Raw genomic sequence first — 26,849 nt, 5'->3', positions numbered from 1 at the left:
GATGACCGACACGCTCACCAAGCTCGCCAACGGTCATCCCGCCAACAGCGTCGGCGAACTCATGCCTTGGATCGCCGTGGCCTGAGAACATCGGTTACGCCTGTCGGCATGAGGTCCGCCAAGGACCTGGCGGTGAACTTCGAGGGCCCGACCGAGCATATCCGCAGGGCGATTGCCGCCTTTTGGAAGCGCGTTGCCGGGTGGAGCGGCGACCAGATGAAGGATGCGGGCGCGATCGTCTGCTTCCTGATGATAAAGGACTTGGCCCATGTCGCTGGCGTGTATGAAATGATGGAAGGCCATATCACTCGGCAAGACTTTAACTTTTGAGCTTGCCGCATCAAGAGTTTGCAGGATGCTCCGAACAATGCGCCCATAATCATATTATTTATATACCGGATTTATCTTGAATGGATTGTACGGTTGATGCAAATCACACTGATGGCATCAGAGGAGCCGCAGCCGCCACGGCAAACGTGGCGAGGCAGACGTGCTCCGCAGGGAATGGTGGGAGAGCAACATGATCAAGACCAAAATCACCGAAATGTTTGGCATCAATACGCCGATCATCATGGGCGGGATGACCGGCGTCGGCTATGGCCAACTCGTCGCGGCTGTCGCGAACGCTGGTGCCCTTGGCTTCATCACGGCCCACATGTTTCCCACGGGCGACGACCTGCTTGCGGAGATCGAGAAGACCCGCGCGCTGACTGACAAGCCGTTCGGTGTCAATCTCACCCTGATGCCCTCGATCACGCCGATCCCCTACGACGACTATCGCGAGGCCATCATCGCGAGCGGGGTCAAGATCGTGGAGACTGCAGGCCGCGCACCGACCGATCATCTCCCGCGATTCAAGGAAGCCGGGGTCAAGGTCATCCACAAGTGCACCAGTGTGCGTCACGCCGTATCCGCCGTGAAAAAGGGCGTGGATATCATCAGCATCGACGGTTTCGAATGTGCCGGCCATCCAGGGGAGGACGACGTCGGCCTCGTGGTCTTGTTGCCAGCGACAGTCGATGCACTGCCCGACGTGCCGATCATAGCTTCTGGCGGGATGGCTGACGGCCGCAGCCTGATCGCGGCGCTGGCGCTCGGTGCCGAGGCTGTCAACATGGGCACGCGCTTCTGTGCGACGCAGGAAGCGCAAATCCATCCGAACGTGAAGCAGAAGATCGTCGACAACACCGAACTCGACACGGTGCTCGTCGGTCGATCCCTGCGCAACACCGCACGCGTCGCCCGCAACGCAGTGTCCGAACAGGTCGCTGAGATCCAGCGCGATCCCACACGTCCGTTCGAAGACGTCAAGGACCTCATGGCTGGCGCCCGCGGCCGTATCAACGTGCTACGCGACGGCGATCTCGATGGTGGTATCTGGACAAGCGGCCAAAGTCAGGCGCTGATCCATGATATTCCGACCTGCGCGGAACTCGTCGCAAACATCATGCGACAGGCCGAAGCGGTTCGGGCCAGGATTGGAAATTGACCGTTGCCTGCGCTGATCAGGTGCCGTCGCGCCGTGCGGTGGCACCGACATGCGCAAGCCGCACCAGGAACGCCCGCAGGGCGCTTTAAAGTCGCCTTCGGATAAGGTCCGCGCCGCGTTCTGCGATCATGATCGTCGGCGCGTTGGTATTGGCCGAGACCGGTTCGGGCATCACCGAGGCATCGATCACCCGCAATCCCTCCACGCCGCGCACGCGAAGCTGGGTATCCAGCACTGCCATCGGATCACCATCGGGCCCCATCCGGCAGGTTCCCACCGAATGGTAGCCGATTCCGCCAGCGCTTCGTACATAGGCCTCCCACTGTTCGTCAGTTTCGGGCATTGGGTCGGGCCGCAGCGTGCCGGTGATCACGCTGGCGAGCGCCGGAGCACGGCAGGCGCTCTCCACGATCTTCAGTGCCTTGACGAGCTTCGCGACATCGCTGTGGGCGCCCTGAAGCCGATGATCGATCACCGGCTTGTCGTCGGGATCGGAACTGCGCAGGCGGATCTGGCCGCGGCTTTCCGGGCGAGCGACATGAAAGCCAAATGAGAACGAAGGCCGCTTTTCGAGGATGGCATCCCCGCGGTCGTTGAAATTGACCGCTACCGGCAGCATCGAGAGGATAATGTCCGGGTCGGCAAGATCGGGATCGGTACGGAAGGCGGCCATCACCTGCACTGCCGGCGTGGTCATGATGCCTTTCCCGGCTACGAGATACTGGATGAGGCCCCTTGCGATCCCGAGTGGGCCCAGTTGCGCGCTCAGCGTCGGGATATTGACCAGCTTTGCGAGTGCCACCGAATTGTGCTCGCGCAAGTTCTCGCCAACTCCGGGCAAATCGGCGTGCACCTCGATCCCCAGCGACTTCAGATGCGCCGCCGGTCCGATGCCTGAACGCATGAGCACGGCAGGCGATAGCAGCGTTCCGGTCGAAAGGATCACTTCGCTGTCTGCATGCGCCTGCATCGCCTGCCCGTTGCATCGGAATTGCACGCCTGTCGCGACGCCGTTCCGGATCACGATGCGGTCGGCATGGGCACAGGTCATGACCGTGAGGTTGGCTCGTCCGCGAGCTGGTTCGAGGTATGCCCGCGCCGCCGAGCAGCGCTGGCCGTTCTCCTGCGTCGCGAAGATGCGGTACACGCCCGATTGGCTGCCGTCGCAATAATCCTCGTTGAGCGGGATACCGATCTGGGTAAACGCGTCGATCACGTGCTGGCCTATCGGCTGCGGGTCGCGGATCGGAGAAACGCTCAGCGGGCCATGGCTGCCGTGGCTTTGCGAAGGGGCGCCATGAAAGCGCTCGGCCTTGAGAAAATAGGGAAGTATGTCGGCAAACGCCCAACCCTCGCAGCCCATCTGCGCCCAGGCGTCATAGTCGGAACGTTCGCCACGCATGTAGACCTGTCCATTGATGGCAGAGCTCCCGCCGAGCGCCTTTCCGACAGACCACTGCATCGTGCGCCCGCCGATGGACGGATCGCTCTCGGTCGGCAGGCACCAGTCAAAGGCCTTGTTACCCATCAATTTGGCCGTGCCAGCAGGCATCTTGATGAGAAAGTCCCGTCCCTCTCCACCAGCTTCGAGCAGGAGAACGGTCTTGTCTGCGTCCTCGCTCAGCCTTGCCGCCAGAACGCAGCCGGCGCTGCCGCCGCCGACTACGATGTAATCGAAGCTCCCCAAGTCCTGGCCCGCGCTCACAGGTGCACTACCACCTGCTTGATCTGGAGAAACTCCTCCAGGCCTTGCCGCCCACCTTCGCGCCCGAAGCCGCTGGTCTTGTATCCGCCGAACGGCTGATTGGGCGCCATTGGCAGCATCCCGTTGACTCCGACGCCGCCCGCCTCAAGCTCCGACGCCATCCGGTGAGCCCGCGACAGGTCCCGCGTGTGGACATAGGCGCCAAGTCCGAAGCGGCTGTCATTTGCCATCGCCACGGCATCCTTGTCTTCACCGAAGCGCACGATCGCCAGAACCGGTCCGAAGACTTCCTCGCGCGCGAGGTGACTGTCATGCGCGACACCTGCGAAGATCGTGGGCTCGACATAGGCTCCGGCTGCCAGATCGCCTTGTCCGCGACGCCCGCCAAGTACCACGCTGCCGCCGCTCTCCGCCTTTGCACGCTCGATCACACCGATTATCCGCTGCGCCGCTGCCTCATTGATCACGGGGCCGATCAGCGTCTCGGGATCGAGTGGATCACCCTGCCGGAAGCTTGCGCCGATCGTTCGCACGCGATCGACCAGTTCGTCGTAGATCGCTGCTTGCGCATAGACCCGCGTCGGCAAGACGCAGCCCTGACCGGCAAGTGGTACGAGGCTCCATGCCGCCGCCATCATGGCAGCCTTCTCCAGATCCGCATCTGCGCAGATGATGTTCGCCGATTTGCCACCGAGTTCCAGCGCGAGTGGCTTCAACTGGTCGGCGCAGCGATGCATGACAGACTTTGCCACAACACCGCCGCCAGTGAAGCTGACCTTGCCAACCGCTGGATGGTCGATCAGCGCTTCACCCGCTTCAGCATCGCCCGGTACCACGCATAGGGCACCCGGGGGAACACCTGCCTCAAGCGCCAGCTCGCCGATGCGTATCGCAACGAAAGGCGTGATCGTCGGCGGCTTCAGGATCACGGCATTGCCTGCAGCCAGCGCGGGCACGACTTTCATCGCGATCGCGACAATCGGCGAATTCCAGGGAATGATCGCACCCACCACGCCGTAGGGCTCGTGCCGGTTGTAGGCGAAGCCGGCCATACCGATCGGCTCGCTGTAGCCACCCTCGATCTTGTCCGCCCAACCCGCGTAATAACGGATCCATGACAGTGCGAGACTGTTGGCGGGCGTCGAGACCGGGTTGCCGCACTCAAGAGCAGCCAGCGTGGCAAAAGTGTCTCCCTCTGCCTCGACCAGATCGGCGAGCTTCATCAGTGCAGCCCTGCGCGCTTCTGCGCCAAGTCCTATCCAGGCGCGCTGGCCTGCGATGGCTGCAATTGCCGCGGCCTCGATCTCGTCAGCCCCGCAGACCAGAACCTTCGCCTGCGCGCAGCCAGTGGCCGGGTTCACGTGATCGCGCGCGCCCAGGCTGGTTTCGCTAGGCCGGGCCGTGCCGATGACCGGGCGACTGTTTTCCAGCAGTACATTCATGTCAGCAACCTTCAGTTCGATGGTGATCGATCACCGTGTCATTCCCCCGGCACAAGCCTGATTTCCAGCCTACGATCCCGCTGCCACAGCTGCAGGTCGCCAGCACAACAAAGCGCCTGCAAAGCGCTTCAGGATATTTTTGCCACCAACACTTGCAGTCTATCGCATCCATTGTTCGTCAAGCTCGCAAAGGCGCTGGCGCCATTGCGCTTCTGGCAACAGTGACGCGAGCGTTGCGATCAGACTTTCGGCGACATCCTCCACCGGGACAATGTCGTCGATCAGTCCCACGCTGTGCCCGGCGCTGAAGATGTCTCGCCACGGCCTGACGCCCTCAGGCATGGTGGTGCGCGTGGCAGGCAAGGTCGCGGGATCGAGCCCGGCGTCTTCGATCGAGTCGCGGATCCAGTTGGCCGGAACGCCGTTCATCGCCGCCGAAACCACGATCCGGTCCATGCCGACGCGCGCGATCATGTCGCGGTGCGCCCCAGTCACGCCGCTTTCAGGTGTGGCGATGAAGCGCGTGCCCATGCAGGCCAGATCACCTCCCAGAGCGAGAGCCGCGGCAATGCCGTGCGCATCGGCAATGCCGCCACCCACAATCAGCAGTCCATCCCAGATCCGCCTGACCGCCGGTACGAAGGCGAACGGCGTCAGAAATCCGCTGTGTCCGCCCGCACCTGCGCAGGTGAGCATCAGTCCGTCCACGCCAGCATCGATCGCCTTTTCAGCATGCCGCATCGTGGTTACGTCCTGGATGACCCGGCCACCCCAACCGTGGACCCGCTCGACCATTCGCGAAGGATCACCAACGCTTGATAGCACAAGCGGTGCACGATGCCTTTCCAGCATTGCCAACCGGGGCACGCCCCAGTCGTCCGCCGCGCTCCGCGCTGGCAGATTGACAATCGCGGGCGCATCTTCGATCCGTCCGAGATCGACGAGGTATCGTTCGAACTCGGCGAGCGAGGTTGCAGGGCCACCTTGCCAACCGGCGAGTATCCCCGCTCGCGCGCAGGCCAGCGTAAGTGGCACCGACGATGCGAAGCTCATCGGTGCACACATCACGGGCAGGGTCAGGCGGTCAAACACCGCCGCACCAACTCAGTCGCCGCCGAGTTCGCGGTGGCGGGCAAGAATACGGACCGCCTTTTCTGCCAGGACTTCGGGGACCGGCGGATAGAGCGGCAACGGGCGGTTCTGGCTGGGCAGCGCAATCGTCGCGGTCGAACGCACGGTTTCCTCGCCGCGCTGGTTGACGAACTTGACCGCCACATCGACCACCGCGTTGCCGTGCTCTTCACGCTTGGCCAGCACTTCTCCGCTCACCCGCTGGACGTCGCCCATGTAATTGAACTTGCGGATCTCGTCATGGACATTGGTGATGATCGCATCGTCCCCGGCCCAGTCGTTGAGGTAGCCCCAAAGGTAGTTCTCGCGCATCACCCCGTAGTCGTAGGCCATCGGGTTGCCGATCGCCTGCGCCCACTTGGGGTCCCAATGAAGCCGCTGGGCAACATCGGGCACGCCTTGCTCGTTCTTGACGTAGAATGGAGCGATACGCTTGCGGTTCTTGTGCGCACGGCGGCCCACGGTCGGTGCATAAGGCGAGAAGCCATAGCCTCCGGCGTGGAAGCAGACCACGTCGGTTACCGTCAGCGGCCCCTTGACCTGAGTTCCGAGACTTTCACCCAGATCGACGCTTTCAGCCCAGCGCTTTTCCGCACCGCGCACGGATTCAGCCGCATAGATCTCCTCGATCGCGGCAAATTCCTCGTCGGTGTAGGTGGCAGGTTCGATTCCCGAATACTTGCCCTTCTTGACCGCGGTCTTGCGCTCGGTGAGCACGCGCAGGATCTTGTAGACTGCGACGACCTCGCCGCGCTGGTTGATCTTCACATCACGGCGCACGTTGATCACAGAACGGCCGGCGAATTCGGACTGCTTGACCTCGCAGCTTTCCTCGCCGTTGAAGCTGTAGATCGTGTCGCCCGGAAACACCGGCCGATAGAACTCCCAGTCCGAACCCGACACGAACACGTGAATTCCACGGAACAGACTTTTCTTGAGCGCCTTTATCTCATCGGGGATCGGATCACCCTTCAGCGGCTTGTTGATCTGGCCGACCATCATGCCCGGCGCGATCACGCTGCCCCAGCGGGTCTTCCTTGCATAGTTCGGATCGCAGAACAGCGGATTGTCGTCGCCGCAACCGTAAGACCAGTTGCGAATGGAGTCTTCGGACGCCGTCTGGACGTATTCGGCCATTTTCGAGACCTCGTCGAATCCAACCAGCTGGCGCTGCCGTTCGATGTCCTCATCCGTGATCTCGTAAGCCGTTGCCTTCTGCCACTCTTCGCTCTGCGTGATATCGCCAGCTTTGCTCGCCATCATCCTATCCCCATACCAATCGTATAACTAGGTAATAGATATATTAGCGGGGTGGCGCAACCCCATCGACGTACTTCCGTCGGTATTCCAGGCGCCAATCTGCAGATTTCTGAAATTGCCGTCACTGACCATCTGCTCACCCGCTTCACGATCAGTCGTCGCCAGGCAGTCGATGATCGTGCGGCAACAGCAGCCCTACTCTCCCGTGAACGCTGGCTTGGCCTTGGTGCCGAACACCTTGATCGCCGCGACATTGTCCTTCGTCCGTGAGGTGCGCGCTACGGCTGCCGCTTCCGCTTCGAATGCCGTATGGATGTCGCAACGCGGACTGTCGTTGATCAGTTTCTTGATCTCACCCAGGGCGATCGTCGCATCGTTGGCGAATTCGGTCGCAACGGCCCTCGCCCGCCCGGCCAGCTCTGCGGTCGGAACGACCTCGGACAGAATGCCCCAATCAAGCGCAGTCGCTGCGTCGATGCGCTCGGCCCGCATCAGGATCCGCTTCGTCCTGATTGGCCCGATGATGCGAGGCAGCAGCCAGGCAAGCGCCGAATCAGAAGCCGAAGCGAGGTTCTTGAAAGGCGCCTGAAACCACGCACCCTCCGCCGCCACGACATAGTCGGCGGCCAGCGTCATGCCCAGTCCGATGCCGATCGCCAATCCGTTGACACCCACGATCAGCGGAATCTGCAAGGAGTGGATGCGGCGCAGCAGCGGATGGTACAGCGTTTCGACAGCACCGATGTTCGCAAGCTTTTTGCCACCCTCGGACAGGGCCTTGCGGCTGCCCATCAGGTTGGCACCAGCGCAAAAGGCGCGTCCCTCTCCGGTAAGCAGAACTGCGCGACAACGCCGGCGAGGCTTTGCGATCTCGGTGAGCGCGACCACCAGTGCGTTTGCCATGTCCTCGCCCATGGCATTCAGCTTCTCCGGGTCGTTCAGCGTGATGATCGCCAGCGGACCGTCGAACTCCAGTCGCACTCCCGAATAGTCGATGCGTTCGATGGCTCCGTCGTCCGGGTTCGATTCGCTGCCGGTCATCCTCAATCTCCTGGCCAACTGCACGCTGCTATCGCAGCAGAATTGCAAACTTATCAAATAACGTAGTTATATGTATATTACGCCATGCGCCAGTCAATCTCGTCAACCGCAGGCGAATCAGGTATCATCGCGGCACGCCTCGACCGCGTGTCGCTGGCAGCACCTGCCTTGCGCCGAGCAGGCAACGCGATCACAGCCGCCCCCAGTTGCAGCCTATTCCGCCGCATCGAGTGCCTGATCGACCAGCCGCGCAACGCTCGCAAAGCTCGGTGTCTCGCACGCGGCAACATACTCGCGCCGCAACCGCAGCACGAGCTCATTGATCGTTGGCAAGTCGTCGATCATGTCGATGCCCTGCCCGGCCGACCACAGGTTCTTCCATGGCTTTACGCCTTCTGGCAGGTGATCGTGCGACATGCTGCGGGTCTGCGGAACCGGGAGATTCTTCGGATCGAGCCCGACCCGCTCGATCGAAGGCACCAGCCAGTTTGCCGCGACGCCAGCAATCTTGGGCGTGAACAGCAAGTCCTCGGATTTGCCCTCGACGAGCATAGCCGCATAGGCAGGATCGACCCCGGCCTCCTGCGTGGCGATGAATCGCGTGCCCATGTAGGCAAGGTCTGCTCCGAGGATTTCGGCTGCCCGAATGGCTGCACCTGTGGAAATCGAACCAGCCATGAGCAAGGTGCCGTCAAAGATTCGGCGGATACGCGGGACCAGCACCAGATGGCCGATGTTGCCAGAATGACCGCCGCCGCCCGAGCCGACGCAGGTCAGGCCGTCGCAGCCGGCTTCGATCGCCTTTTCAGCGAAGCGGAACGAGACGACATCGTGGAATATCTTCAGTCCGTTGTCGTGCACGCACCGGGCCAGTTCGGCCGGATTGCCCGTAGCACTGATGATCACATCCACGCCGTACTGCCGGCACAGCTTGATATGCTTGTCCATTTCGGCCCCCGGCAGTTTGGTCGCAAGGTTGACCGCAAGTGGCCCTAGGCGGGCATCCGGGTTCGCTTCGTGGAAAGCGTCAAGGTCGGCGCGGATGTCCTTCAGCCAATCTTCGAAGATCTCGAAGCTGCGCGCATTCTGGCGTGGCAGCGCCCCCATGATTCCCGCCTTGCAAGCTGCCTTGACCATCGCAGTGTTGCTGACAAGGAACATCGGCGCGCAGACCGCCGGAAGGACGAAACGGTCACGAAGCGAAGGGTCAAGTGCCATCGGCAAATCCTCTCGGTAGATTTCGAACCTGTGCGCTATATGATATAGATGATTATGGGAAGTCGCTTTACGGCGTTGCCGGGCTGATCGGCTACGTCAGCCGAACGAGCCGGTAGCCGCGCCGTTGCTCCAGCTCACAGGTGCGAGCCCATCGCATAAGCCGACATGTCGGGCAGGTGATGTCCTCCATCGACTGCGAGGCTTTTCCAAAGCCCGGTCATTCCGGCCTTCGATGCGGCATAGGCACGCGCCGACTTTTCGTAGCGTGCCGCGCCGATGTGTTCGTAATGAATGATCGTGTGGACGATTGCTCAACCGTTGCCTTCCTCGCCAAGCAGGGCGTCGGATGGAACAAAGGCGTTGCTGAAGAACACCTCGTTGAAATCCCAATCCGAATGGACACCGCGGATCGGGCGGATTTCGATGCGCGGCGTGTCGGTTCGGATGAGAAAGCAACAGACCCCGCCCTTGCCCTTCCCGCCAATCCGGGCAAGCTGGAACATGATGTCTACGCGCGCGGCATAGGATGTCCAGACTTTCGAGCCGTTGAGCACGTAGCCACCGGGCACCGGGTCTGCGCTGGCCTTCATATTGCCGAGGTCAGTACCGGCCTCGGGTTCGGAAAAACCCTGGCACCACAGAAGCTTTGCCTCAGCAATTGCACGGAGGTACTTCTGCTTTTTTGTGCCTCTGTGCCAAATTTCATGATCCCCGGTCCAGCCCAGTTGGCACCCAGGTAGAGCGATGAGCGCGGCTCACCGAGCGACCACATTTCCTCGCTGATTACGATCTATTTCCAAGCATCGGCGTCTTGAACGCCATAGGCGCTCGGCCAGTGCCGTACCACCATGTCACGGCATGCCAGTTCAGCGTTGAAGCCACGCGCATTGTCCATGACCCGCGGGATCGCAGGCCCGTGTGGCGCGTAGTTTCCCATCAGCCCCGAGGCAGGTCAGCGATCACCTCGCGCAACTCTGCGCGATAGGCTTCGTCGGTTTCGTTCCACGCGAAATCTCTTGTGAATCCTGCTATTTCGTATACTTATTAAACTGATATCCCATCAATTCAAACCTCCTTCACATACGGTGCCGCTTGGCAAACCGCGCTTTTGACGCGACAAGGGCTGTCGATGGCTGCGGTTTCCCTCCCACTTGCCGGTGCAAAGCGACGACGGCGCAAGCTGGGCGAAATCGTGGCTGAACGGATCGTCGCTGACATTGTCCGACGTGGCTGGCCGGAAGGAGAAATGCTTGGAACCGAAGCGGACTTCATGGACCGTTATCGCGTTTCCCGCGCGACCTTCCGCGAAGCCATGCGGCAGATCGAAGGCCTGGGTGCTGCCGCAATGCGGCGCGGTGCTGGCGGCGGACTTATTGTAAAGGCACCGCCAAGGGACGGGATCGCTGCATCCTTACGCACTTGGCTCAGTATGGCGCAGGTTTCTTCAAATGCGCTGGTTGATGTCGCCGAGGTGCTCCGGCGCGCGCAGCGGGTCGATTTACACGCAGCCCCGAATCAGGCGATCGCGCTGTTTCTCGCTGCTGTCGAACCGGCCGAAGGGAAAAAGCAGGAGCCGGCAAGGAAGCTCAGCGAGTGCGTTGCCCAGCGGATCATCAATGACATCCAGACTGCAGGTGCCGCACCGGGCATAAATCTAGGCAGTGAAGACGAGTTGCGGATCAAATATAGTGTCAGCCGCGCCGTGCTGCGCGAGGCGCTTCGCAGCCTCGAACTCCATGACCTCGTCAGGGTAAAGACGGGTGCTCGGGGCGGCGTCTTCGTTCATGTGATTGATCCCGGTTACACCATCGAGATCGCAAGTACCTGGCTGCACTATGCAAGACTTCCCGTTACCCATCTGTGGCAGGCCCATTCGTGCCTCGCGGAGGCGGCGTTCAACCGGTTTGCCTCCCATGCGTCACATGCCGACATCGCCGATCTGGAACGCGCCTTCACGCGCCTCGTCGATGCCTCGGCCAGCCATTACCTTGTTGCCGCCAACGCGTTCCACGAAATCATCGCGGAGCGATGCGGCAATAGTGCGATTGCGCTGTTCGTCCGGATCCTGCTGAAATTTGGGCCCGAGGTGGTGCCGCAGCCGGACCCCGCGTTTCTACCACGGATCAAGAACGCGCACGCGCTCCTGTTGGCAGAGATCAAGGGTGGGCGCCCGGAAACGGCGACAGCCACGTTCCACGAACTTTTTCAGCATGCTCGTCGCTGGCTCGAAGGTATCGAGCGCAGGCAAGGACGACGATGACAGGCGACACACCCTCATCCGGCAGACATGTGAAACGATGGTTCGTCGCAAGCTCTGCTGGAAGCGACCAGGCAGGTCTTTTGACGCTTTAACCGAGAAGTTCGACAACCGAGTCCGGACCGATCTGGGCCAGCCAGACTTTGCCCGCAGCGATCATGTGCTCCTTCCAGTGTGCTTCTGCGCCAGGCCCGTCCTCGGCCTCGATCAGATCGACGAGCTTGGTGTGAGACTTGAGACCGAACCGAAGGCGGCGCTTTGAGAACTCAGGATCGATGTCAGCCTGCCGACGCTGCGCTAGTAGCAGATGCTCGTCCACTAACCCGCGAAGCGCTTGAGCAACCATGATAAGGGTCTGGTTCCCAGCGAGCTCGATCATGGTCTGGTGAAACTCGGCAATCCGCCGCGATACCGCCATTCGATCGCTGATCAGCGCCAGTTCGATGTCGATCAGCCCACGCAGGACCGGCACGGCCGCCTTGCTGTTGCGCTCCGCCACCATGCGCGCAGCCGGTGGCTCTATCAGAGTGCGCATCTCGTAAAGATCGCCAATTGTGACACCCTTGGCTTGAAGCGTAATGCCGGCCGCGCGTGCGATCATTTCGTAGTTTGGTGAGGAAATCCGTGCCCCACCTCTTGCCCCGCGCGACACAGTCACAAGGCCTTCGGACTCGAGAATGCGCACAGCCTCCCGGATCGTCGGACGCGAGACCTCGAACTCGGCTATGAGGTGCACTTCTGCTGGGAGCGTGTCGCCGTCCCTCAACTCCCCGCGAATGATCCCGTTGCGGATCTGCCGCGCGACAAGCTCTGCGGTTTTGGGGACGCGCACCGCCTCGGCGTTCCTGCGCGTCCCGGTTGGAATGTCGGCGAAGCCTTTAGACAATTTATATTCCTTGCAATAGCGTACCCTTATTATCAACCGGGGCCGATATTACAAGCTTTGGCTCTCGATGCCGAACTCATTGTGCTCGCCTTATTGCGGCTATTTGCCCGTGTATCGGTTCCGCACATCGTATGTCAGCGCCGCCGTGACCATGGGATCGCACAGGCCTTCGAACGTCCAGCCCTCCGGGGCGAATTGACTACGGATCAGTTCAGGCTCCTGTACCAGGGCAACATGACCACCCACGATATACACCTCCCGGCCGCTTAGGTTTGCCGAATGCGGCGCGCAGAGCCAGGCAATCACGGAAGCAACATGCTGAGGCTGGGAATCGACGCCGTGCGAGAGGAGCCAGTTGTTCGATATGGGCGGGATGTGCAGCGTTTGTGTCTGGTATGTGATGGTTTCCATCACTTCGGGGATACCCAGATTGGTGCCGCCGGACATAGGCCGAACCACGTTTGCGCGCACGCCGAACTCGCCAAGCTCGCGCGCCACGGCCCGCGTCATGCCGACAACACCCTCCTTGGAGGCACAGTAGTTCGCCATGCCCCAGTGCCCGAAGCCGGACGGCGATCCCATATTGACGATAGCTCCACCTTGCTTTGCCAGATGCTCGGCGCCGGCACGGATCGTGGCAAAGTAGCCCTTGAGGCTGACGTTCAGCACAAGATCGAAGTCTTCTTCGCTCATTTCGGTGATCTTGCGCGGTCGGATGATCCCGGCATTGTTGATCAGGAAATCAATTCGACCATAGGTGTCCATCGTGCATTCGATGAGCGCCTTCCCGCCTGCCATCGACGCGATGCTCGAGGTTTCGGCCACGGCTTCTCCGCCAGCGGCTTTTATCTCGTTGACCACGGCTTGGGCAAAGCTGGTGTCGCCGCCGCCGCCTTGCGGGCCACCCCCAAGATCGTTGACGACGACTTTGGCGCCTTCACGCGCCATGAGCAACGCTGCTTCACGGCCGATTCCGCGTCCCGCTCCGGTGATCGCGACGACCTGGCCTTCAAACACACCCATCTCCACCTCCTGAATTCTGAAAATTTTTGGTATTATCAATTTATATGATTGTCCAGCGCTCGCTTGCTATTGCTCGTGGCTGAGCCCAATCATGCAAACCGACATTTAGGTTCGTTATCAACGACGAGCGTAATACGGGAACGGGGTTTCGTTGCGCTCGCCGCCGTAGATCCGGTGATGCGAATAAGGATAGCGCGGCCTCGTCTGGCTCGCGCGGTCAAGCAATTCCATCTCGGCGTCACTGAGTTGCCATTGCTGCGCGGCGAGGTTTTCGGCGAGTTGCGCTGCGCCGCGCGCTCCTATGAGTACCGAACTGACGCCGGTGCGACGAAGCAGCCAGTTGATCGCAACTTGCCCATGGGTCACTCCGGAGCGCGCCGCGACGATCGTGTCCATCGCGGCAAGGACAGCTTCCCCGCGCGGAGTCTGGTATGCACGTATGCCTCCGCCTTGCTCAAGCCGGGTAGGCTCGCTTCGCTCTTTGCGGAACTTGCCGGTCAGGAATCCTTGCGCGAGCGGGCTCCAGATCAGCGCCCCCACGCCCTGATCGATTCCACAGGGGAGAAGCTCGTCCTCGGCCTCGCGGGCCATCAGCGAATACTGTATCTGCTGGCCAATGAAGCGGGCCTGATGCATCTTGTCGGCTGCGGCAAGCGCCTTCATCAGGTGCCAGCCGCCATAATTCGAGCATCCGACATATCGCACCTTGCCTGCGGTGACGAGATCGTCGAGGGCGCGCATCGTTTCCTCGATCGGCACGCGGCCATCCCAGTTGTGGATCTGGTAGAGGTCGATCCAGTCGGTCCCCAACCGCTTGAGACTGGCTTCGCATGCCTCGATTAGGTGTCGCCGCGAAAGACCCATGTCATGCGCGTTGCGGCCCATTCGGCCGAAGGCCTTGGTTGCCAAGACCACATACTTGCGTCGCGTCCCCAAGGCCTCGCCCAGAATCTCCTCCGAGAGGCCCTCGCTGTAGACGTCGGCGGTGTCGAACAGCGTGACACCGGCATCGAGGCACATGTCCACCTGATGCCGCGCATCCTCTCCGTGTGTGCCTCCCATGGTGGCAAAACTGCCTTGACCGTCACCGAATGTCATCGCGCCGAAGCCGAGAACAGATACCTCCAGACCACTTCGCCCAAGAAACCGAGTTTGCATGCCTACTCCTGTAATCCGAAATGGAATGGACCGGGCTCTGTGCCAGATACCGCCGTCTTCGCGCCTGCAGATCGGACAAGGTCCGTACGAGCGCTCCGCACAGTCTGTGGTCGGCCGTGCATGTCAGCCTGCCTCCTGTCCGCCCCTCACCGCCGCCCCCGGAAACGATGCGCGGCGAGTCGCTGCATCGCGGTCGAACCCGGCGTTGCGCATAACCTCATGATCGATGCCCTGCGCCAGCCGCATCCCGTCCGTGTCGTACACCAGCCGCTTGTTTTCGGCGTTCGAATGCGGACTGATCGCCAGGATCGCTTCTGCGTAGTCGGCCAGCGCAGCATCGAGCGCCCCGTCGACAACACACAGGTTCGCGAGGCCGGCACACTCGGCATCGACCCCGGTGACCGGACGACACGTAACCATCATCTCGATCGCGCGCGCCGAGCCGACGCGGCGCGGCAGGCGCTGCGACATGCCCCAACCCGGCACGAGACCCCATTTGCCATGGGTATCGGCAAAGCGGGCGGTCTCATCGCAGATGATGAAATCCGCCGCCAGAGCCAGTTCCAGTCCGCCGGTGAAGCAGGTTCCGCGCACCGCAGCGATCACCGGCTGCCTCAGCTTCGAGAGCAGTTCCAGCGTGTGGACTTCCTTGCGCAACCAGCCCAGTGCATCGGTATGGGGCTTTTCGCCAAGATCGTGGCCCGCGCAGAAATGATCGCCCGCTCCCCTGACGACGACCAGCCGGACCGATGAATCAGATTGCAGCGCGACAAGATGGCCTCGCAGGGCCCGAAAGAGCTCGCGATTGATTGCATTGCGTTTTTCGGGACGATTGAGCACGAGGGTGGCAACGCCGCCCGCGTCATTGCGCAACACCAGATCGCTCACTCCATCCCTCCCTGTTGCAGTGACCCTTGGCACGAGGCACTTGCCGAATAACATCATAATCATATAAAGCTTAAATGTCAGCCGGAATTGTCCGGGGCCAGGTAGAGGATGAGGCGGCGCGAGCATGAAGGACGAGGACTTCGCCACGTATGGGCTCCAGCCGCCGCCAGCGCGGATCGATCCACCCAACAGCCCTCGAGACGTGGCGGAAATCCTTGATCGGTCGATTGCCAGCGCACCAGATGCAGAAGCGCTGGTCGAGGCCTCGCAGCGAATGACCTTTGCCCAGGTCGGGTCTGCGGTCGAGTCTGTGACCACGCTGTTCGAGCAAGCCGGCCTCAAGCCCGGAGACCGAATCGCAGCCTCGCTCGGCAACACCTGCGATCTCGTGATCGCCTTCTTCGCGGCGATGCGCCTGGGAGCGGTGTGGGTGGGGATCAACAAGATCCTCCCTGCGGGCGACAAGCGCTACATTCTCGATCACAGTGGTGCGAAACTGCTGCTGGCCGATGCGAGCATCGCCGGACAGATCGACAGCCTGCGCGGCGAGCTGTCCGCCCTGGCGCATGTCTGGGTGATCGACGAGCCTGCTCGGGACGGCGGCTGGCACGCGGCAAGGACCATGGAATCGCAAGCCCGCGCGTCACGACCGCCGGTCGATCCATATGCCCCTGCCGCCATCATGTACACGAGCGGGACCACCGGAGTCCCGAAAGGGGTGGTCCACAGCCAGCACAACATGGTGGTCGTTCCGGCCGCCACGTTCGCCCACGGCATCCTTTCGCCCGATGCTTCACGCGGCGCGGCTCTGCCTCTGACCATCACCAACGTCATGATCCTCGGCCCGATATCGGCCTTCTTCGCGATCCGACCCTTCAAGTTCGGTCCATCCACGAAAGTCGCGCCATTGGTCGAATGGCTTCACGCAGAGCAGATCGGCCAGATCGCATTCGTGCCGACGATGGTCTACGATCTTCTCCAGGCCGGGCTCGACCTGCCACCGGGGCTGTCGCTCGGGGCAGGCGGCGCACCATTGCCGCAGGTCATCCGCGAGGCCTTCTTCAACCGTTACGGATTTCACATCGGCACCAGCTACGGGCTTACCGAAGCACCCACGGTCGTGGCGATATCGGGCGATCAGATCACGCCAGACGGCGCCAGCGGGTTGGCTGTGCCGCACATGGACGTAACAATCCGTAGCGAAGATGGCCGGGTCCTTCCGATCGGTGAGACCGGCGAGGTCTGCTTTGGTCCCGTCTCCGAAGGTCCATGGGCTGGAGTCTATACACCTCCGCTGGGATACTGGCGCGAGCCCGAGCGCACTGCAGCGCTGCTTCGCGGCGGGGTGGTCCACTCGGGAGACCATGGCCGGCTCAATGAAGAAGGATGGCTGACGATCGCAGACCGCAGCTCCGAACTGATCCTGCGTGGCGGCTCGAACGTATATCCTGCCGAGATCGAGCGTATTCTCCATCGGCACGATGACGTGGCCGACTGCGCCGTGGTCGGTCGGCCTGACCTCAGGATGGGCATGTTGACCGTAGCCTGCGTACTGCCTGCACGGCCCGGCATCGACGCCGACGCCTTGCGAGACGAACTGCGCGCACTCTGCGCCGAACATCTCACACGGTACAAGATCCCCGACGAATGGCGGTTCTTCGAGGAATTCCCGCGCAATGCGATGGGCAAAGTGGTGAAGCCAAAATTGCGCGAACTGGTTGCGCCGACAATCTGACGGGAAGAGGAACGATAACGATGCAGGTAAAATCAAGGCTGCCGCAGCTTGTCGAGGAACTGACTGCAGATTGGCTGACAGAGGTCCTGTCCCGCGATTATCCGGGGACCGTAGTGACACAAGCCCATGTCGGCACGGTGATTTCGGGCACTGCGACGAAGGTCCGGCTGCTGCTCACCTACAACGCCGCTGGCCACAGTCACCGTCTGCCGCCTACGATGTGGATCAAGGGAGGCTTCATCCGGCACGACTACTCGTACGACAACTCGTTCGTGAACGAAGCCCGTTTCTTCGGCACCTGGGCGCGCGAACTTGAGATCAATATTCCCAGGGCCTACTGGTCAGGCTGGGAAGATGGTGTGCAAGGGCTGGTCCTGCTCGAGGACCTCGCCGCCCGCAATGCAACATTCGGCAGGGCCACAAGCCTGATCTCGATTGACCAACAGGCACAGGCGCTCGACCTTCTGGCCAAGATGCATGCCAAATGGTGGGAATCGCCCGAACTGAAGTCTCTCAAGAACTTCTCGAAAGCTTGGGAGGCAGACGGCGACATCGTCATGCAGATGCTGCGTCCGGACTATTTCGACGCCTGTATCAACGATCGCCGCTGCGCCGCCTATGTTGGCCCGTACCGCGACCGTGAGCGGGTCATGGCAGGGCTGCGCACGCAGTGGGCGCGAGGATGCGAAGTGCCGCAGGTGTTCAGCCACGCCGACGCACATCTCGGTAACATGTTCTTCGAACCTGACGGCACGCCCGGCTATCTCGATTGGCAATCGTGGCAGGAAGGTCCTTACATGCACGATGTCGCCTATTCGACAATCGGCAATCTCAAGGTGGAAGACCGGCGCCACGCCGAAAAGGATCTGGTCGCTGGCTATCTTGCAGCGCTGTCTGCCTACGGCGTTGCCAACCCACCCTCGTTTGAGGACGCGTGGGCCGCTTATCGTCGCCACGCGATGCATGGGTTCATGTGGCCGTTCACGCCAGAAGAAATGCAACCGCTCGACATCGTGACAGCGGAGGGCGACTGTTTTGGCGCGGCGGTCATGGATCTTGATACCTTCGGGGCACTGGGTGTCTGACGTGATCAGCTATTCGCAACCACGGATGATTGCGGTCCGCGGTGCCCGCAACTTCCGCGATCTGGGCGGTTATCCGACTGAGGACGGTCGGACGGTGCGATACGGCGTTGCCTATCGCGCCGGCCACCCCGGCGATCTGTGTGAAACCGGCATCGCTGAATTCGCGGCGCTCGGCATCGGTGCCATCGTCGATTTGCGCACCACCGAAGAGCGTGAACACCTCCCCTACCCCGCACGAGCCTTGGGAAATGCGCACTACTGGGCATGTGACTATGCACTCAGTCGCGGCGACATTGTCGCGATGCTCAAGGACTGCGCAACTACGGCCGATGATATGCGTGAGCGCATGCGGAGCAATTATCGCCAGCTACCCGATGAGCAACACGCGGCTATCAACGCAACGCTCCAATTCCTGCTTGAAGGCATGACTCCGGTGCTGATCAACTGCACCGCAGGCAAGGATCGAACGGGGGTAGTGGCTGCAATCGTCCTGGCCGCGCTTGGCGTTTCGACCGAAGTCATAAGTCATGACTATGCCTATACCGAAGTCGTGCAGGATCCGGGCCAGGCGCTGTTCCACTATGATCGCGATGGACCGTTCGCATACCTGCTCGATGTCGACCCCGAAGTGATGCGAGCGATGATGGGTTCGCATCCTGAAAACATCGCGGCCATGCGCCACGAACTGGTCACACGTCACGGCTCGATGGAGGGCTACCTGCTCGAACGGCACGATCTCGACGAGGTCGCGCTACGGGGACTGCGAGCGCGAATGCTCGAAGGCTGAGCGTCAGCAGCCAACTGCTCGGCAGAATTACTCGACCTCGAGTTCGGTCATCGCGAGCATTTCTGCGGGATCGCGCGCTGCCGTACCAAGCTCGCGCACCGCAAAGACCAATCCTCGGCCCATATTTTGCGGCGATGCGGGCATGTGCTTTGCGCCCTCCTCGATAATCTTCGCAATCCGCTCCTGCAGCGTACGATAGACTTCGACCACGACGGGAAGGGCACGATTATCCATGTCACGCGCGTCGGGCGTGTTGCACTTGAGTTCGAATACTTGGACCAGCCACAGGCGGCACGCAGTCAACAGTTGGTCCCGCAGCGACGTGCAGGCCCTGAGCGCGACTTCGATCTCTGCCATCCTGATGCGATTGAGATCGCCAACGCTGGCCTAAAACACTTGTTCTTTTCCGGGGAACAAAAAATTGAACGCCGGTCGAGAGATATCGGCCGCTTGCGCGATCTGGCCCATGGCCGTCCGCGTGAACCCATGGCGCATGGCGAGTCGACGCGCTGCGCAGGCTTTTCGAAGACAAGCAGTTCAACGGTTGCGCTCAAGACAGAAACCCTTTCGCATATCCGAACCACTAGACTTGCAGACCTGCTGTTCCAGAACGCTTGCAACTCACCACTTCTTGCGGAACTGGGCGCCACGGAAGCGTTCGAGCAGGCGCTCCTTGCGGGTAGCCTCGTCGACAACGGGCGTTCCGGTGGGAAGATGGGCGCGCAGTTCCGAGAGCTTGATCCGTTTGATGGTGGGGTGCGGAGCAGAACTGGCCTGATACCAGCGACCCTGGACAACGCCCTTGAACCGCCCCGCCGTGTCCAGCCAGTTGGGCACGCCGGGGTCGACATTGCAGATCACCGCCCGGAACCTTCCATCTCGGTCGCGCTGCGCCTGGAAGCCGTTGAGGCTCGACTGGCACTTGTCCCACTCGATAGAGTTGAAGAGCTGGTCCGCAAGCAGCACCTGCCAATACCGCACGCGCTCGGGGACGTCGGTTTCGAGCAACAGGCACTCACCTTCGGCAAACTCGAACAGGCCTTCGTAATAGGTCTGGTCCTTGAGCCCGCCGATGCTCGCCCAGTCGTTCAACGTCACCGTGTTGACCGGATTCTGCCTGAGCGTCTGTACAAAGTGAACGAACAACTTGGCATAACGCTCGGGAAACCCGGCAAGACGTTCCAGGCGATAGGCAATCTCATCGATCGGCCAGCGGTGGTAGGTGGCCGGTCCGTCGAGCCGTTCGATCGCCATCGTGCTGTCAACTTCGTTGATCCAGTCGTAGCTGGCTTCGCGTATACCGACGGTGCGGGCGTTGGGGTCAAGCTGGTAGAAGTCCCCGGTATAGCCTTCAGGCCGTTCGGGCGCGAGAATGAGGCTGAAGCTTCCGTCCTTTCCGATCGTCAGCGTGTCGAGGTCAATGTCCCCCACACTTGGACCCGGCACATCGTCCACCCCGATATAGCCCGAGCCAATGCCGATGTGGACAAATAGCGTCGTTCCGCGCTTGCCTGAAATCCGATAGGTTCCATGGCCTTCGATGAAACTCGAGCGGTACATGTAATCGGGGTTCGGCGCTGCGGATTTGATGATCGGGTTTAGGAAGGTGTAGAATACCGGATGCTGGGGATCCGAGTGAAAGATTGCCATGTAGCCCTGCGCCAGGCTCATCGCCATCTGCTGGATCGCCTCCTGCTTGAGCCAGGCATCCTGAGGGTCGATCACGTATTCCAGCGTCTTGTCGACACCTTTGATCAACTCGATGAAGCGTGGCCAATCCATCGGCACTGCAGGACTCTGGCTCATCGCAATCTCCTTGGCGATCGTAGCTCCTGCCGCACGCGGAAACAGCAGCGGCAGGGCAAGTGTGGTGGTGGTGAACGCCCGGCGCGTTGTGGCGAAGGGTGTCGAGGGCATCGAGTTTCAGTTCTGCGGCACAGGCGCGAAGTACGCCTTGCCCCCTTCGCCCTTGAGCAGGATCAGTTCGTAGTAGTGGCCAAGCGCCCTGGTCGTGTCGATGTAGGCGTATCGCAGCGCATCGCCCGCAGTCCCTTCGGTCGAAACCGGGCAACCGCCCGCGCCAAGTTGCGCAATTATCGCGTCAAATTCCGCGTCGGTCTCTGGCTTGAATCCGAGATGGTGCAGGCGCGCACCTGCGCCCAAGTCGGGGCGCCAGTTGCTGTAGATCGATTCGACTGCCGGGTTGGGCTCAATCAGTTCGACCATCAGGTCTGCATCGGTCCATGCCAACGCGATGGCATTCGTGGGCGAGCCTTCGCCGTACAACGCCGCCATGTCCATGAGGTGCCAGTTCGACACGCCGTGCTTCGCGGCGAATTCGTCCATCCCGGCGCGGATATCGTCGACGAGATATGCGATCTGGAAGTGACGTTTGAAAAGCACGGTCATGGCCAAATCCTCACTCGAAGCCGAAGCGGACCATGTAATCTGCAAAGGCAGCGCGGATCGGTCCCGCATCCTCGGTGGGCGGGTAGCTGTGTCCTCCATCCGACCGATCGGAATTGGCGGTGGCCCAGGTGCGCATCCGCGCCTCGGCTTCGGGCGACAGCGTGATGCCGAAGTGATCGTAGATCGTGTGCACTACGCCCAGCGGATCACGGCGAATGTCTGGCTGCATCACGTTGACGAAACGATCAGGTACACGGTCCTGCGCGGCCATTGTGCGTTTCAATGCCTCCGCCCAGAACCAGGTTTCGCGCGCGAGGCGGCGCGGCCGGTCAATGTCTTCGCCGGTATAGGCCAACATGACGTTGCCCAGCAGGCTCACGAGGCTGGCCAGGCTCGAGACCGGGTTGCGGTGAGTCTGTACCACGCAGGCATCCGGAAAGACGGCAAGCAATGCATCGATCCCGAAGACGTGACTCGGGTTCTTCAATAGCCAAGGCCGGTCATCGTGGAGGCCGACCAGTCGCAACATGTCCTTGTACCGAGCAAACGAAGCACGTTCATCGGCCGCAGCGAACCATGCATCATAGACAGGCACATCGATCTGCGACGGGATGTGGTTGCAGCAAAAGGACTGCGCCATCGGCAGCAGACATTCGTCCACATCATCCGCCTGCACGCCATGCGCAATCATGACTTCGGGCGCGACTTGGGCCATCAACGCGGTCTGTTCGGTCACGGCGCGGTATTGCGGATGTGCGTCCCATTCCTCGCGGGGCGGGCGCGGCAGCGGTGCCGGGCAAATCCACTTCTCGATGCCCTGGAGTTGCGGGTCATGGCTGAGCAGATTGTGCAGTGCGGTGGTGCCGGTCCTGGGGGCGCCTATCACCACGATCGGACGGGGAATCTCGCGCGACGCATAGCCCGGGTTTGCGCGGAAATTCGCTTCGGTCTGTATGCGGCTGGCGAGGGCACTGACGATCAGACCCTCTGCCGCTCGGGCCTTCATCGGCGAAGGCGGCGGATCGGCATCGAGAGCCTCGAGCAGCACGCGCAAGCCTTCGTGATAGTCATTGCCACCGAAATCGGCGATCCCGCCAGCCTGCGCGCGTGCCTTTTCATGCAACTCGTCGAAGCGATCAATCCAGCGCATGTTCATCAGCTCCATGGATCGACCAGCAACTTGCCGCCGCCGCCGATGCCCTTGCGGAATTGCTCGAAGGCTGCAGGTGCGGCGTCGAGACCGACTGTCTCGGTCACCATCGCGCGAGCAAGATAACCCTCCGCAGCGAGTGCGTCGGCGCAGGCTGCATAGTCCTCGCGGGTATAGATGATCGACCAGCGCATGGTGACGTCCTTCATCAAGTTCATTGCCGGTACGATGGGATCGGGCTGCATGCAGAAGCCCAGCCCCATTATCAGCCCCTGCGGTTTGACCAGATCGACCGCGCGACCAAACACGCCCGGCACGCCGGCCGCCTCGAACACCACGTCGGGTGCACCACCGAGGATCGTCTGGATATCCTCCTTCGCGCCGTCGCTTTCGACCACGAACCGGGTGCCGCCCATTCCTGCTGCAAGGTCGCGCCGACGCCCACTGGAAGCGAGGAGCACTACGTTCTCGACTCCGCGGCGGCGCAGCCAGAACAATACTGACAATCCAATCGGGCCAGGCCCGATGATCAGTACCCTTGCATCCTTTTCCGGATTCGCCAGCCGCACTGCGCGGCAGCCGACCGCGAGCGGTTCAACCAGTGCGCTATCGACGAGGCTGACCGTCTGCGGCAGCCGAGTTGCTCCGCGCGCGCTGACCTTGGCATATTCAGCCAGACCGCCGCCATAACCTTGCCACTGGTTGTTGCAGAGAATGTCGATCCCGGTCCTGCACCCTTCGCAATGACCGCACCCGACGACCGGCAATGCTGACAGGTGGTCGCCGATGCGCCACCCTTCGACTCCCTTGCCTATCGCAACGACTTCGCCACCGTATTCGTGACCGAGCTGGCTGCCGGCGGGCAAGGTCATGCCATGCCCGCTCGTCGCATGCAGATCCGTGCCACAGACCCCGCAGCGCGAAACCCGGATAACCAGTTCCCCTTCGGCTGGTTCCGGATCAGGCAAGCTTGCGACCTCCAGCGGTTTTCCCACGGCGTTGAACACCAATCCGCGCATCACACTCTCCTCCGGACACGTCATCCGCCCGTTTGAAATGAGGTTATGTCGGGTATAGTTGGGGCAATACCCTCGGTTGAGGGTAATCGGGAGGAAGGCAATTCCGGAACTGGACGAGATGGCTGTGGCCGCAATGCGCGGGGTGACCACGGACCCGCCGTGGGAAGCCTTTGTCGCTCTGATGCGTGCCTATTTCGAAGGTACACACGCAAACCTGATTTTCCGCAGGGCCGATCACGAGCAGCCATTCATGACTGCGGACTTTGCCGCCGAAGTGTTAACCGCCGGAGATCCCCATGCCTTCTACCGGCCGGCTGACGATCCGATCCCCTACTTTCGCATGACACCGCTGCGGGTCTACGGCATCGAGGAATTCATCGATGGCCAAGGCCATCCGTTTCTCGCCCAATTCCTCGCACCGCTCGCCATGCGCGCACTGATGATCGTGCGGGTTGCAGCAGACAACGGACTTCAGGCATGGCTGTCGGTAACGCGAAACAGTGCCGAAGCGTTCGGTTCGGTCGAGCGCGGCGAACTGGAGCGAATCGCAAGACTGTTTTCTCCGGCGCTGTCCCTGTTCGGCGCATGGCGCGAGGCGAACGACCAGCGCGACGCCTATGCCAGAGTGCTGCGAGCACGCGCTACCGGGCTGTTGCGTATCGACCAGACCGGCCGCGTGCTCGCGTCAGAATCTTCGACGTTTGACTGGCTTGCTGCGGAAGCGTCGATCACGCTTGAGGATGGGCGCTTGAGTGCAAGTGCGGGGTCCGATCAGCAGCGGCTCAACAAGGCGCTCGCCAGAATCTTGTCTGGTGAGAGCGAGGAGGAACTGCTCGGCCTCGAGACGAACGATGGCCGCCGCATCGAACTGCTGTTCTACCGCGTGAGCGAGGCCACAGAGCCCGCCTGGGCCAACGCTACCCGCGCAATCCTGTACCTCCGGGCCGAAGGCCGGGAATCCCTGCCCTCACCGCAGCGCATCACCACTCTGTTTGGCCTGACGCGCCGCGAAGCGGCACTGGCGCTTTTGCTCAGCAGAGGGCTCACGTTGTCGCAGGCCGCACAGAATCTCGGAATTTCGGTGATGACCGCCCGGGCATACCTGCGCCAGGTGTTCCAGAAGACCGGACTTTCACGTCAGGTCGACCTGATCCGCCAGATCCAGGCGAGCATTGCCGCGGTTGCCTGAAGTCCGGCCTGCGCCGGGTCTGCGAATGCAAGCTTGCCAGCCCATATCCTTTAGATGATTATATGCAATGCAGGTGGAGTGTCTCCGCTTCCTCCGCCCGCACGATCTGATCGTCTGCGTCTGGCAACCTTCGCACGAAAACGGCGGCAACGATTGACGGGAGAACGATGTGACGGACCTTTCCGGCAAGCGCGCGGTGGTGACCGGGGCCGCATCGGGTATCGGGCGGGCAATTGCCGCAGAACTCGCTGGCCGAGGTGCGCAGGTGCTGCTGGCTGACGTCAATCAACCGTTGCTTGGCGAAACCGCTGCGCAGATCGACCGTGGCGTGCTGTGGCAAGTCTGCGACGTTTCGGACCATGCGGCGGTGGAAGCGCTGGCCGAGCGCGCGCGGGGCGAAATGGGCGGTGCAGATCTGGTGTTTGCCAATGCAGGTGTCATCGCGAGTGGGCCGTTGCTGAAGATGAAGCCGGCCGAGGTCGACTGGATACTGGGAGTAAACCTGCGTGGAGCGTGGAGCACCCTTGCCGTCTTCGGTACAGTGCTGGCGGAGCAGATCGAGGGCGGTCGGCTGTGTGTCACAGGTTCTGAGCATTCGTTCGGGCTGCAGCATGCCGGCGCGGGTATCTACACCGCAAGCAAGCATGCAGTGCTTGGGCTTGCCGACGTGCTGCGCGCTGAACTGCCGACGAATGTGAGCATAAGCGTGCTGTGCCCGGGTCTTGTGGCAAGCGGACTGGGGCAAGGCCGGCGACCCGAAGGCATCCCGCTGCCGGGCGGTAATCCCGAATTTGTCGCGGCGATGCAGGCCCGCGCAATGTCGGCCGGACCGGTTGCGCGGGCAACAGTTGAGGGTACGATCAAGGGCGAATTCCTGATCGTCACCCATCCCCACGCAGTAAAAGCGGCGGAGCGACGCCATGCCGAGGTCGCGGCGGCCTTTGCCGCACAGGCACCCTATTCCGGTGAAGCCGAGCGCTACAGCGTCCCAAGGATCATGGCCGAGGTCTCGGCAGAGCTGAAGGCCAAGCGGTCTTCCTGACCTGTCCTGATCAATCAAGGTCCCGACCGCGATCGCGTTATCGGTGTCTTCGCCAGCATCGATGAATCAGGGCTTGCCCGAGTCACGAGTTCGATGCATGACATATAGTATACCAGTTAGGAGGATTATCGGGTGAGCGGTCGGTATTCGAAATACGTCGGTCTCGACATAACGCTTGATGGGCCCGTGCTGACGGTGATGCTCAATGACCCGCCGATGAACTCTCCATCGCCCGAGGCGCATGACGAACTCGGCCGCATCTGGGCCGATGCCTCGGCTGATCCGCAGGTCAGGGTGATCGTATTGACCGGCGCGGGCGATAAGGCGTTTTCGGCCGGGGGAAACATCAATCGCATGGTCGAATTGTGGGGCGACCGCGGCCACTGGCAGGTCGGCATGGCGGAAGCACGCGCCCTAATCGTCGGTGCGCTGGAATGCACCAAGCCGGTCATCTCGCGCATCAACGGCCATGCGATGGGGCTCGGCGCGAGCGTGGCACTCACCGCGGACATTACGGTCATGGTCGACGATGCGAAGATCGGCGACCCGCACGTCAAGGTGGGCTTGGCAACCGGTGACGGCGGCGCGCTGCTGTGGCCCAATCTGGTCGGCATCGTCGAGGCGCGGCGACACCTGCTCACCGGTATCCCGCTTTCCGGCGCACAGGCCGCAGCAAAGGGCCTTGTCACCGAGGCGGTGCCGCGCACCGAACTCGATGCTGCCGTGCAGCGTTGGGTGGATGCGCTGCTCGCACTATCACCCAGTGCGGTACAGACTACGAAGCGGGCGCTCAATCTCGCGATCATCGATCAGGCAAAAGCCTACATGGGCGAGATGCTGCGTCTCGAGACCCAATCGTGGAGCTCGGTCAACCATCGCGAGGCTGCAACTGCAATCGCCGAAAAGCGTAACCCCAACTTTATCGACGAATGAGA

27 protein-coding genes and 1 pseudogene are annotated in these 26,849 nt (G+C 61.5%); 9 read left to right on the top strand and 19 right to left on the bottom strand.

What is annotated here, in order from left to right; translation table 11 throughout:
• Positions 1–132 precede the first annotated feature (132 nt).
• Positions 133–330 carry a hypothetical protein gene (locus HGI47_RS18340; RefSeq protein WP_168854227.1) on the top strand — a complete coding sequence of 66 codons (198 nt, stop codon included), beginning with the start codon at positions 133–135 and terminating at the stop codon, positions 328–330.
• Positions 331–520: 190 nt separating this feature from the next.
• The gene (locus HGI47_RS18335) at positions 521–1,489 is read left to right on the top strand and encodes a nitronate monooxygenase family protein (protein WP_168854226.1); all 969 of its coding nucleotides are present in this window, start codon (positions 521–523) and stop codon (positions 1,487–1,489) included.
• A gap of 85 nt (positions 1,490–1,574) precedes the next feature.
• Here the strand turns inward: HGI47_RS18335 and HGI47_RS18330 are convergent, their stop codons facing one another.
• From HGI47_RS18330 to HGI47_RS18290, 9 genes are all read right to left on the bottom strand, one after another.
• Positions 1,575–3,194: a GMC family oxidoreductase N-terminal domain-containing protein gene (locus HGI47_RS18330; protein WP_206066283.1), complete on the bottom strand. Its 1,620-nt coding sequence runs from the start codon at positions 3,192–3,194 to the stop codon at positions 1,575–1,577.
• On the bottom strand, positions 3,191–4,636 hold the full coding sequence (locus HGI47_RS18325) for an aldehyde dehydrogenase (protein ID WP_168854225.1): 1,446 nt from the start codon (positions 4,634–4,636) through the stop codon (positions 3,191–3,193). Before HGI47_RS18325 ends, HGI47_RS18330 begins: the two co-directional genes overlap by 4 nt.
• A gap of 159 nt (positions 4,637–4,795) precedes the next feature.
• Positions 4,796–5,689 (bottom strand): nitronate monooxygenase family protein, encoded by an 894-nt coding sequence (locus HGI47_RS18320; RefSeq protein ID WP_168854224.1) that lies wholly within the window; start codon positions 5,687–5,689, stop codon positions 4,796–4,798.
• A gap of 51 nt (positions 5,690–5,740) precedes the next feature.
• Positions 5,741–7,027 (bottom strand): MaoC family dehydratase N-terminal domain-containing protein, encoded by a 1,287-nt coding sequence (locus HGI47_RS18315; protein ID WP_168854223.1) that lies wholly within the window; start codon positions 7,025–7,027, stop codon positions 5,741–5,743.
• A gap of 195 nt (positions 7,028–7,222) precedes the next feature.
• On the bottom strand, positions 7,223–8,068 hold the full coding sequence (locus HGI47_RS18310) for an enoyl-CoA hydratase-related protein (RefSeq protein WP_168854222.1): 846 nt from the start codon (positions 8,066–8,068) through the stop codon (positions 7,223–7,225).
• 77 nt (positions 8,069–8,145) lie between these two features.
• Positions 8,146–8,295, bottom strand: coding sequence for a hypothetical protein (locus tag HGI47_RS18305; protein WP_168854221.1), 150 nt, complete (start codon positions 8,293–8,295; stop codon positions 8,146–8,148).
• Positions 8,282–9,286, bottom strand: a complete 1,005-nt coding sequence (locus HGI47_RS18300; protein WP_168854220.1) for a nitronate monooxygenase family protein — start codon at positions 9,284–9,286, stop codon at positions 8,282–8,284. Before HGI47_RS18300 ends, HGI47_RS18305 begins: the two co-directional genes overlap by 14 nt.
• Before the next feature lie 311 nt (positions 9,287–9,597).
• Positions 9,598–9,927, bottom strand: a complete 330-nt coding sequence (locus HGI47_RS18295) for an acyl-CoA dehydrogenase family protein (protein ID WP_255460921.1) — start codon at positions 9,925–9,927, stop codon at positions 9,598–9,600.
• A gap of 149 nt (positions 9,928–10,076) precedes the next feature.
• The gene (locus tag HGI47_RS18290; protein ID WP_168854219.1) at positions 10,077–10,223 is read right to left on the bottom strand and encodes a hypothetical protein; all 147 of its coding nucleotides are present in this window, start codon (positions 10,221–10,223) and stop codon (positions 10,077–10,079) included.
• Positions 10,224–10,415: 192 nt separating this feature from the next.
• Here HGI47_RS18290 and HGI47_RS18285 point away from each other — a divergent pair, with 192 nt between their 5' ends.
• Positions 10,416–11,546: a FadR/GntR family transcriptional regulator gene (locus HGI47_RS18285; protein ID WP_168854218.1), complete on the top strand. Its 1,131-nt coding sequence runs from the start codon at positions 10,416–10,418 to the stop codon at positions 11,544–11,546.
• Positions 11,547–11,634: 88 nt separating this feature from the next.
• Here HGI47_RS18285 and HGI47_RS18280 read toward each other — a convergent pair whose 3' ends face one another.
• The 4 genes from HGI47_RS18280 to HGI47_RS18265 all read right to left on the bottom strand — a co-directional run bounded on the left by HGI47_RS18280 (position 11,635) and on the right by HGI47_RS18265 (position 15,498).
• Positions 11,635–12,429 carry a FadR/GntR family transcriptional regulator gene (locus tag HGI47_RS18280; protein ID WP_168854217.1) on the bottom strand — a complete coding sequence of 265 codons (795 nt, stop codon included), beginning with the start codon at positions 12,427–12,429 and terminating at the stop codon, positions 11,635–11,637.
• Positions 12,430–12,528: 99 nt separating this feature from the next.
• Entirely contained in the window at positions 12,529–13,452 is a 924-nt protein-coding gene (locus HGI47_RS18275; protein ID WP_168854216.1) for an SDR family NAD(P)-dependent oxidoreductase, read from the bottom strand.
• Positions 13,453–13,569: 117 nt separating this feature from the next.
• Positions 13,570–14,610 carry an aldo/keto reductase gene (locus HGI47_RS18270; protein WP_168854215.1) on the bottom strand — a complete coding sequence of 347 codons (1,041 nt, stop codon included), beginning with the start codon at positions 14,608–14,610 and terminating at the stop codon, positions 13,570–13,572.
• A gap of 123 nt (positions 14,611–14,733) precedes the next feature.
• Positions 14,734–15,498 carry an enoyl-CoA hydratase/isomerase family protein gene (locus tag HGI47_RS18265; RefSeq protein WP_168854214.1) on the bottom strand — a complete coding sequence of 255 codons (765 nt, stop codon included), beginning with the start codon at positions 15,496–15,498 and terminating at the stop codon, positions 14,734–14,736.
• A gap of 124 nt (positions 15,499–15,622) precedes the next feature.
• Here HGI47_RS18265 and HGI47_RS18260 point away from each other — a divergent pair, with 124 nt between their 5' ends.
• The 3 genes from HGI47_RS18260 to HGI47_RS18250 are packed head-to-tail and all read left to right on the top strand — an operon-like array spanning position 15,623 to position 19,105.
• Entirely contained in the window at positions 15,623–17,233 is a 1,611-nt protein-coding gene (locus HGI47_RS18260) for a class I adenylate-forming enzyme family protein (RefSeq protein WP_168854213.1), read from the top strand.
• Positions 17,234–17,253: 20 nt separating this feature from the next.
• Positions 17,254–18,318, top strand: a complete 1,065-nt coding sequence (locus HGI47_RS18255) for a phosphotransferase (protein WP_168854212.1) — start codon at positions 17,254–17,256, stop codon at positions 18,316–18,318.
• Complete coding sequence (locus HGI47_RS18250) at positions 18,311–19,105, top strand: tyrosine-protein phosphatase (protein WP_168854211.1); 795 nt, start codon at positions 18,311–18,313, stop codon at positions 19,103–19,105. The genes HGI47_RS18255 and HGI47_RS18250 overlap by 8 nt, the downstream gene beginning before the upstream one ends.
• A 27-nt stretch (positions 19,106–19,132) precedes the next feature.
• On the opposite strand, the gene HGI47_RS18245 is transcribed toward HGI47_RS18250, so the two are convergent.
• From HGI47_RS18245 to HGI47_RS18220, 6 genes and pseudogenes are all read right to left on the bottom strand, one after another.
• Positions 19,133–19,462 carry a hypothetical protein gene (locus tag HGI47_RS18245; RefSeq protein ID WP_168854210.1) on the bottom strand — a complete coding sequence of 110 codons (330 nt, stop codon included), beginning with the start codon at positions 19,460–19,462 and terminating at the stop codon, positions 19,133–19,135.
• A 30-nt stretch (positions 19,463–19,492) separates the two neighbouring features.
• Positions 19,493–19,606, bottom strand: a pseudogene (locus HGI47_RS23145) (TetR family transcriptional regulator); the annotation flags it as partial.
• Between the two features lie 120 nt (positions 19,607–19,726).
• A complete protein-coding gene (locus tag HGI47_RS18235) occupies positions 19,727–21,022 on the bottom strand; it encodes a hypothetical protein (RefSeq protein WP_168854208.1) in 1,296 nt (431 codons plus the stop codon).
• A gap of 6 nt (positions 21,023–21,028) precedes the next feature.
• Positions 21,029–21,514, bottom strand: a complete 486-nt coding sequence (locus HGI47_RS18230; protein WP_168854207.1) for a VOC family protein — start codon at positions 21,512–21,514, stop codon at positions 21,029–21,031.
• Between the two features lie 10 nt (positions 21,515–21,524).
• Complete coding sequence (locus HGI47_RS18225) at positions 21,525–22,679, bottom strand: sulfotransferase (RefSeq protein ID WP_168854206.1); 1,155 nt, start codon at positions 22,677–22,679, stop codon at positions 21,525–21,527.
• The gene (locus HGI47_RS18220) at positions 22,670–23,683 is read right to left on the bottom strand and encodes an alcohol dehydrogenase catalytic domain-containing protein (protein ID WP_168854205.1); all 1,014 of its coding nucleotides are present in this window, start codon (positions 23,681–23,683) and stop codon (positions 22,670–22,672) included. The genes HGI47_RS18225 and HGI47_RS18220 overlap by 10 nt, the downstream gene beginning before the upstream one ends.
• A gap of 133 nt (positions 23,684–23,816) precedes the next feature.
• Between HGI47_RS18220 and HGI47_RS18215 the strand changes: the two genes are divergently transcribed.
• From HGI47_RS18215 to HGI47_RS18205, 3 genes are all read left to right on the top strand, one after another.
• On the top strand, positions 23,817–24,872 hold the full coding sequence (locus HGI47_RS18215) for a helix-turn-helix transcriptional regulator (RefSeq protein ID WP_168854204.1): 1,056 nt from the start codon (positions 23,817–23,819) through the stop codon (positions 24,870–24,872).
• Positions 24,873–25,041: 169 nt separating this feature from the next.
• Complete coding sequence (locus HGI47_RS18210) at positions 25,042–25,914, top strand: SDR family NAD(P)-dependent oxidoreductase (protein WP_168854203.1); 873 nt, start codon at positions 25,042–25,044, stop codon at positions 25,912–25,914.
• 132 nt (positions 25,915–26,046) lie between these two features.
• Positions 26,047–26,847 carry an enoyl-CoA hydratase-related protein gene (locus HGI47_RS18205; protein WP_168854202.1) on the top strand — a complete coding sequence of 267 codons (801 nt, stop codon included), beginning with the start codon at positions 26,047–26,049 and terminating at the stop codon, positions 26,845–26,847.
• Positions 26,848–26,849: the final 2 nt, after the last annotated feature.

This window comes from Novosphingobium sp. ERN07 (assembly GCF_012641335.1).
Classification (GTDB): Bacteria; Pseudomonadota; Alphaproteobacteria; order Sphingomonadales; family Sphingomonadaceae; genus Novosphingobium.
The sequence above is the reverse complement of the archived record's forward strand: the minus strand, read 5'-3'. Positions and strand labels throughout refer to the sequence as shown.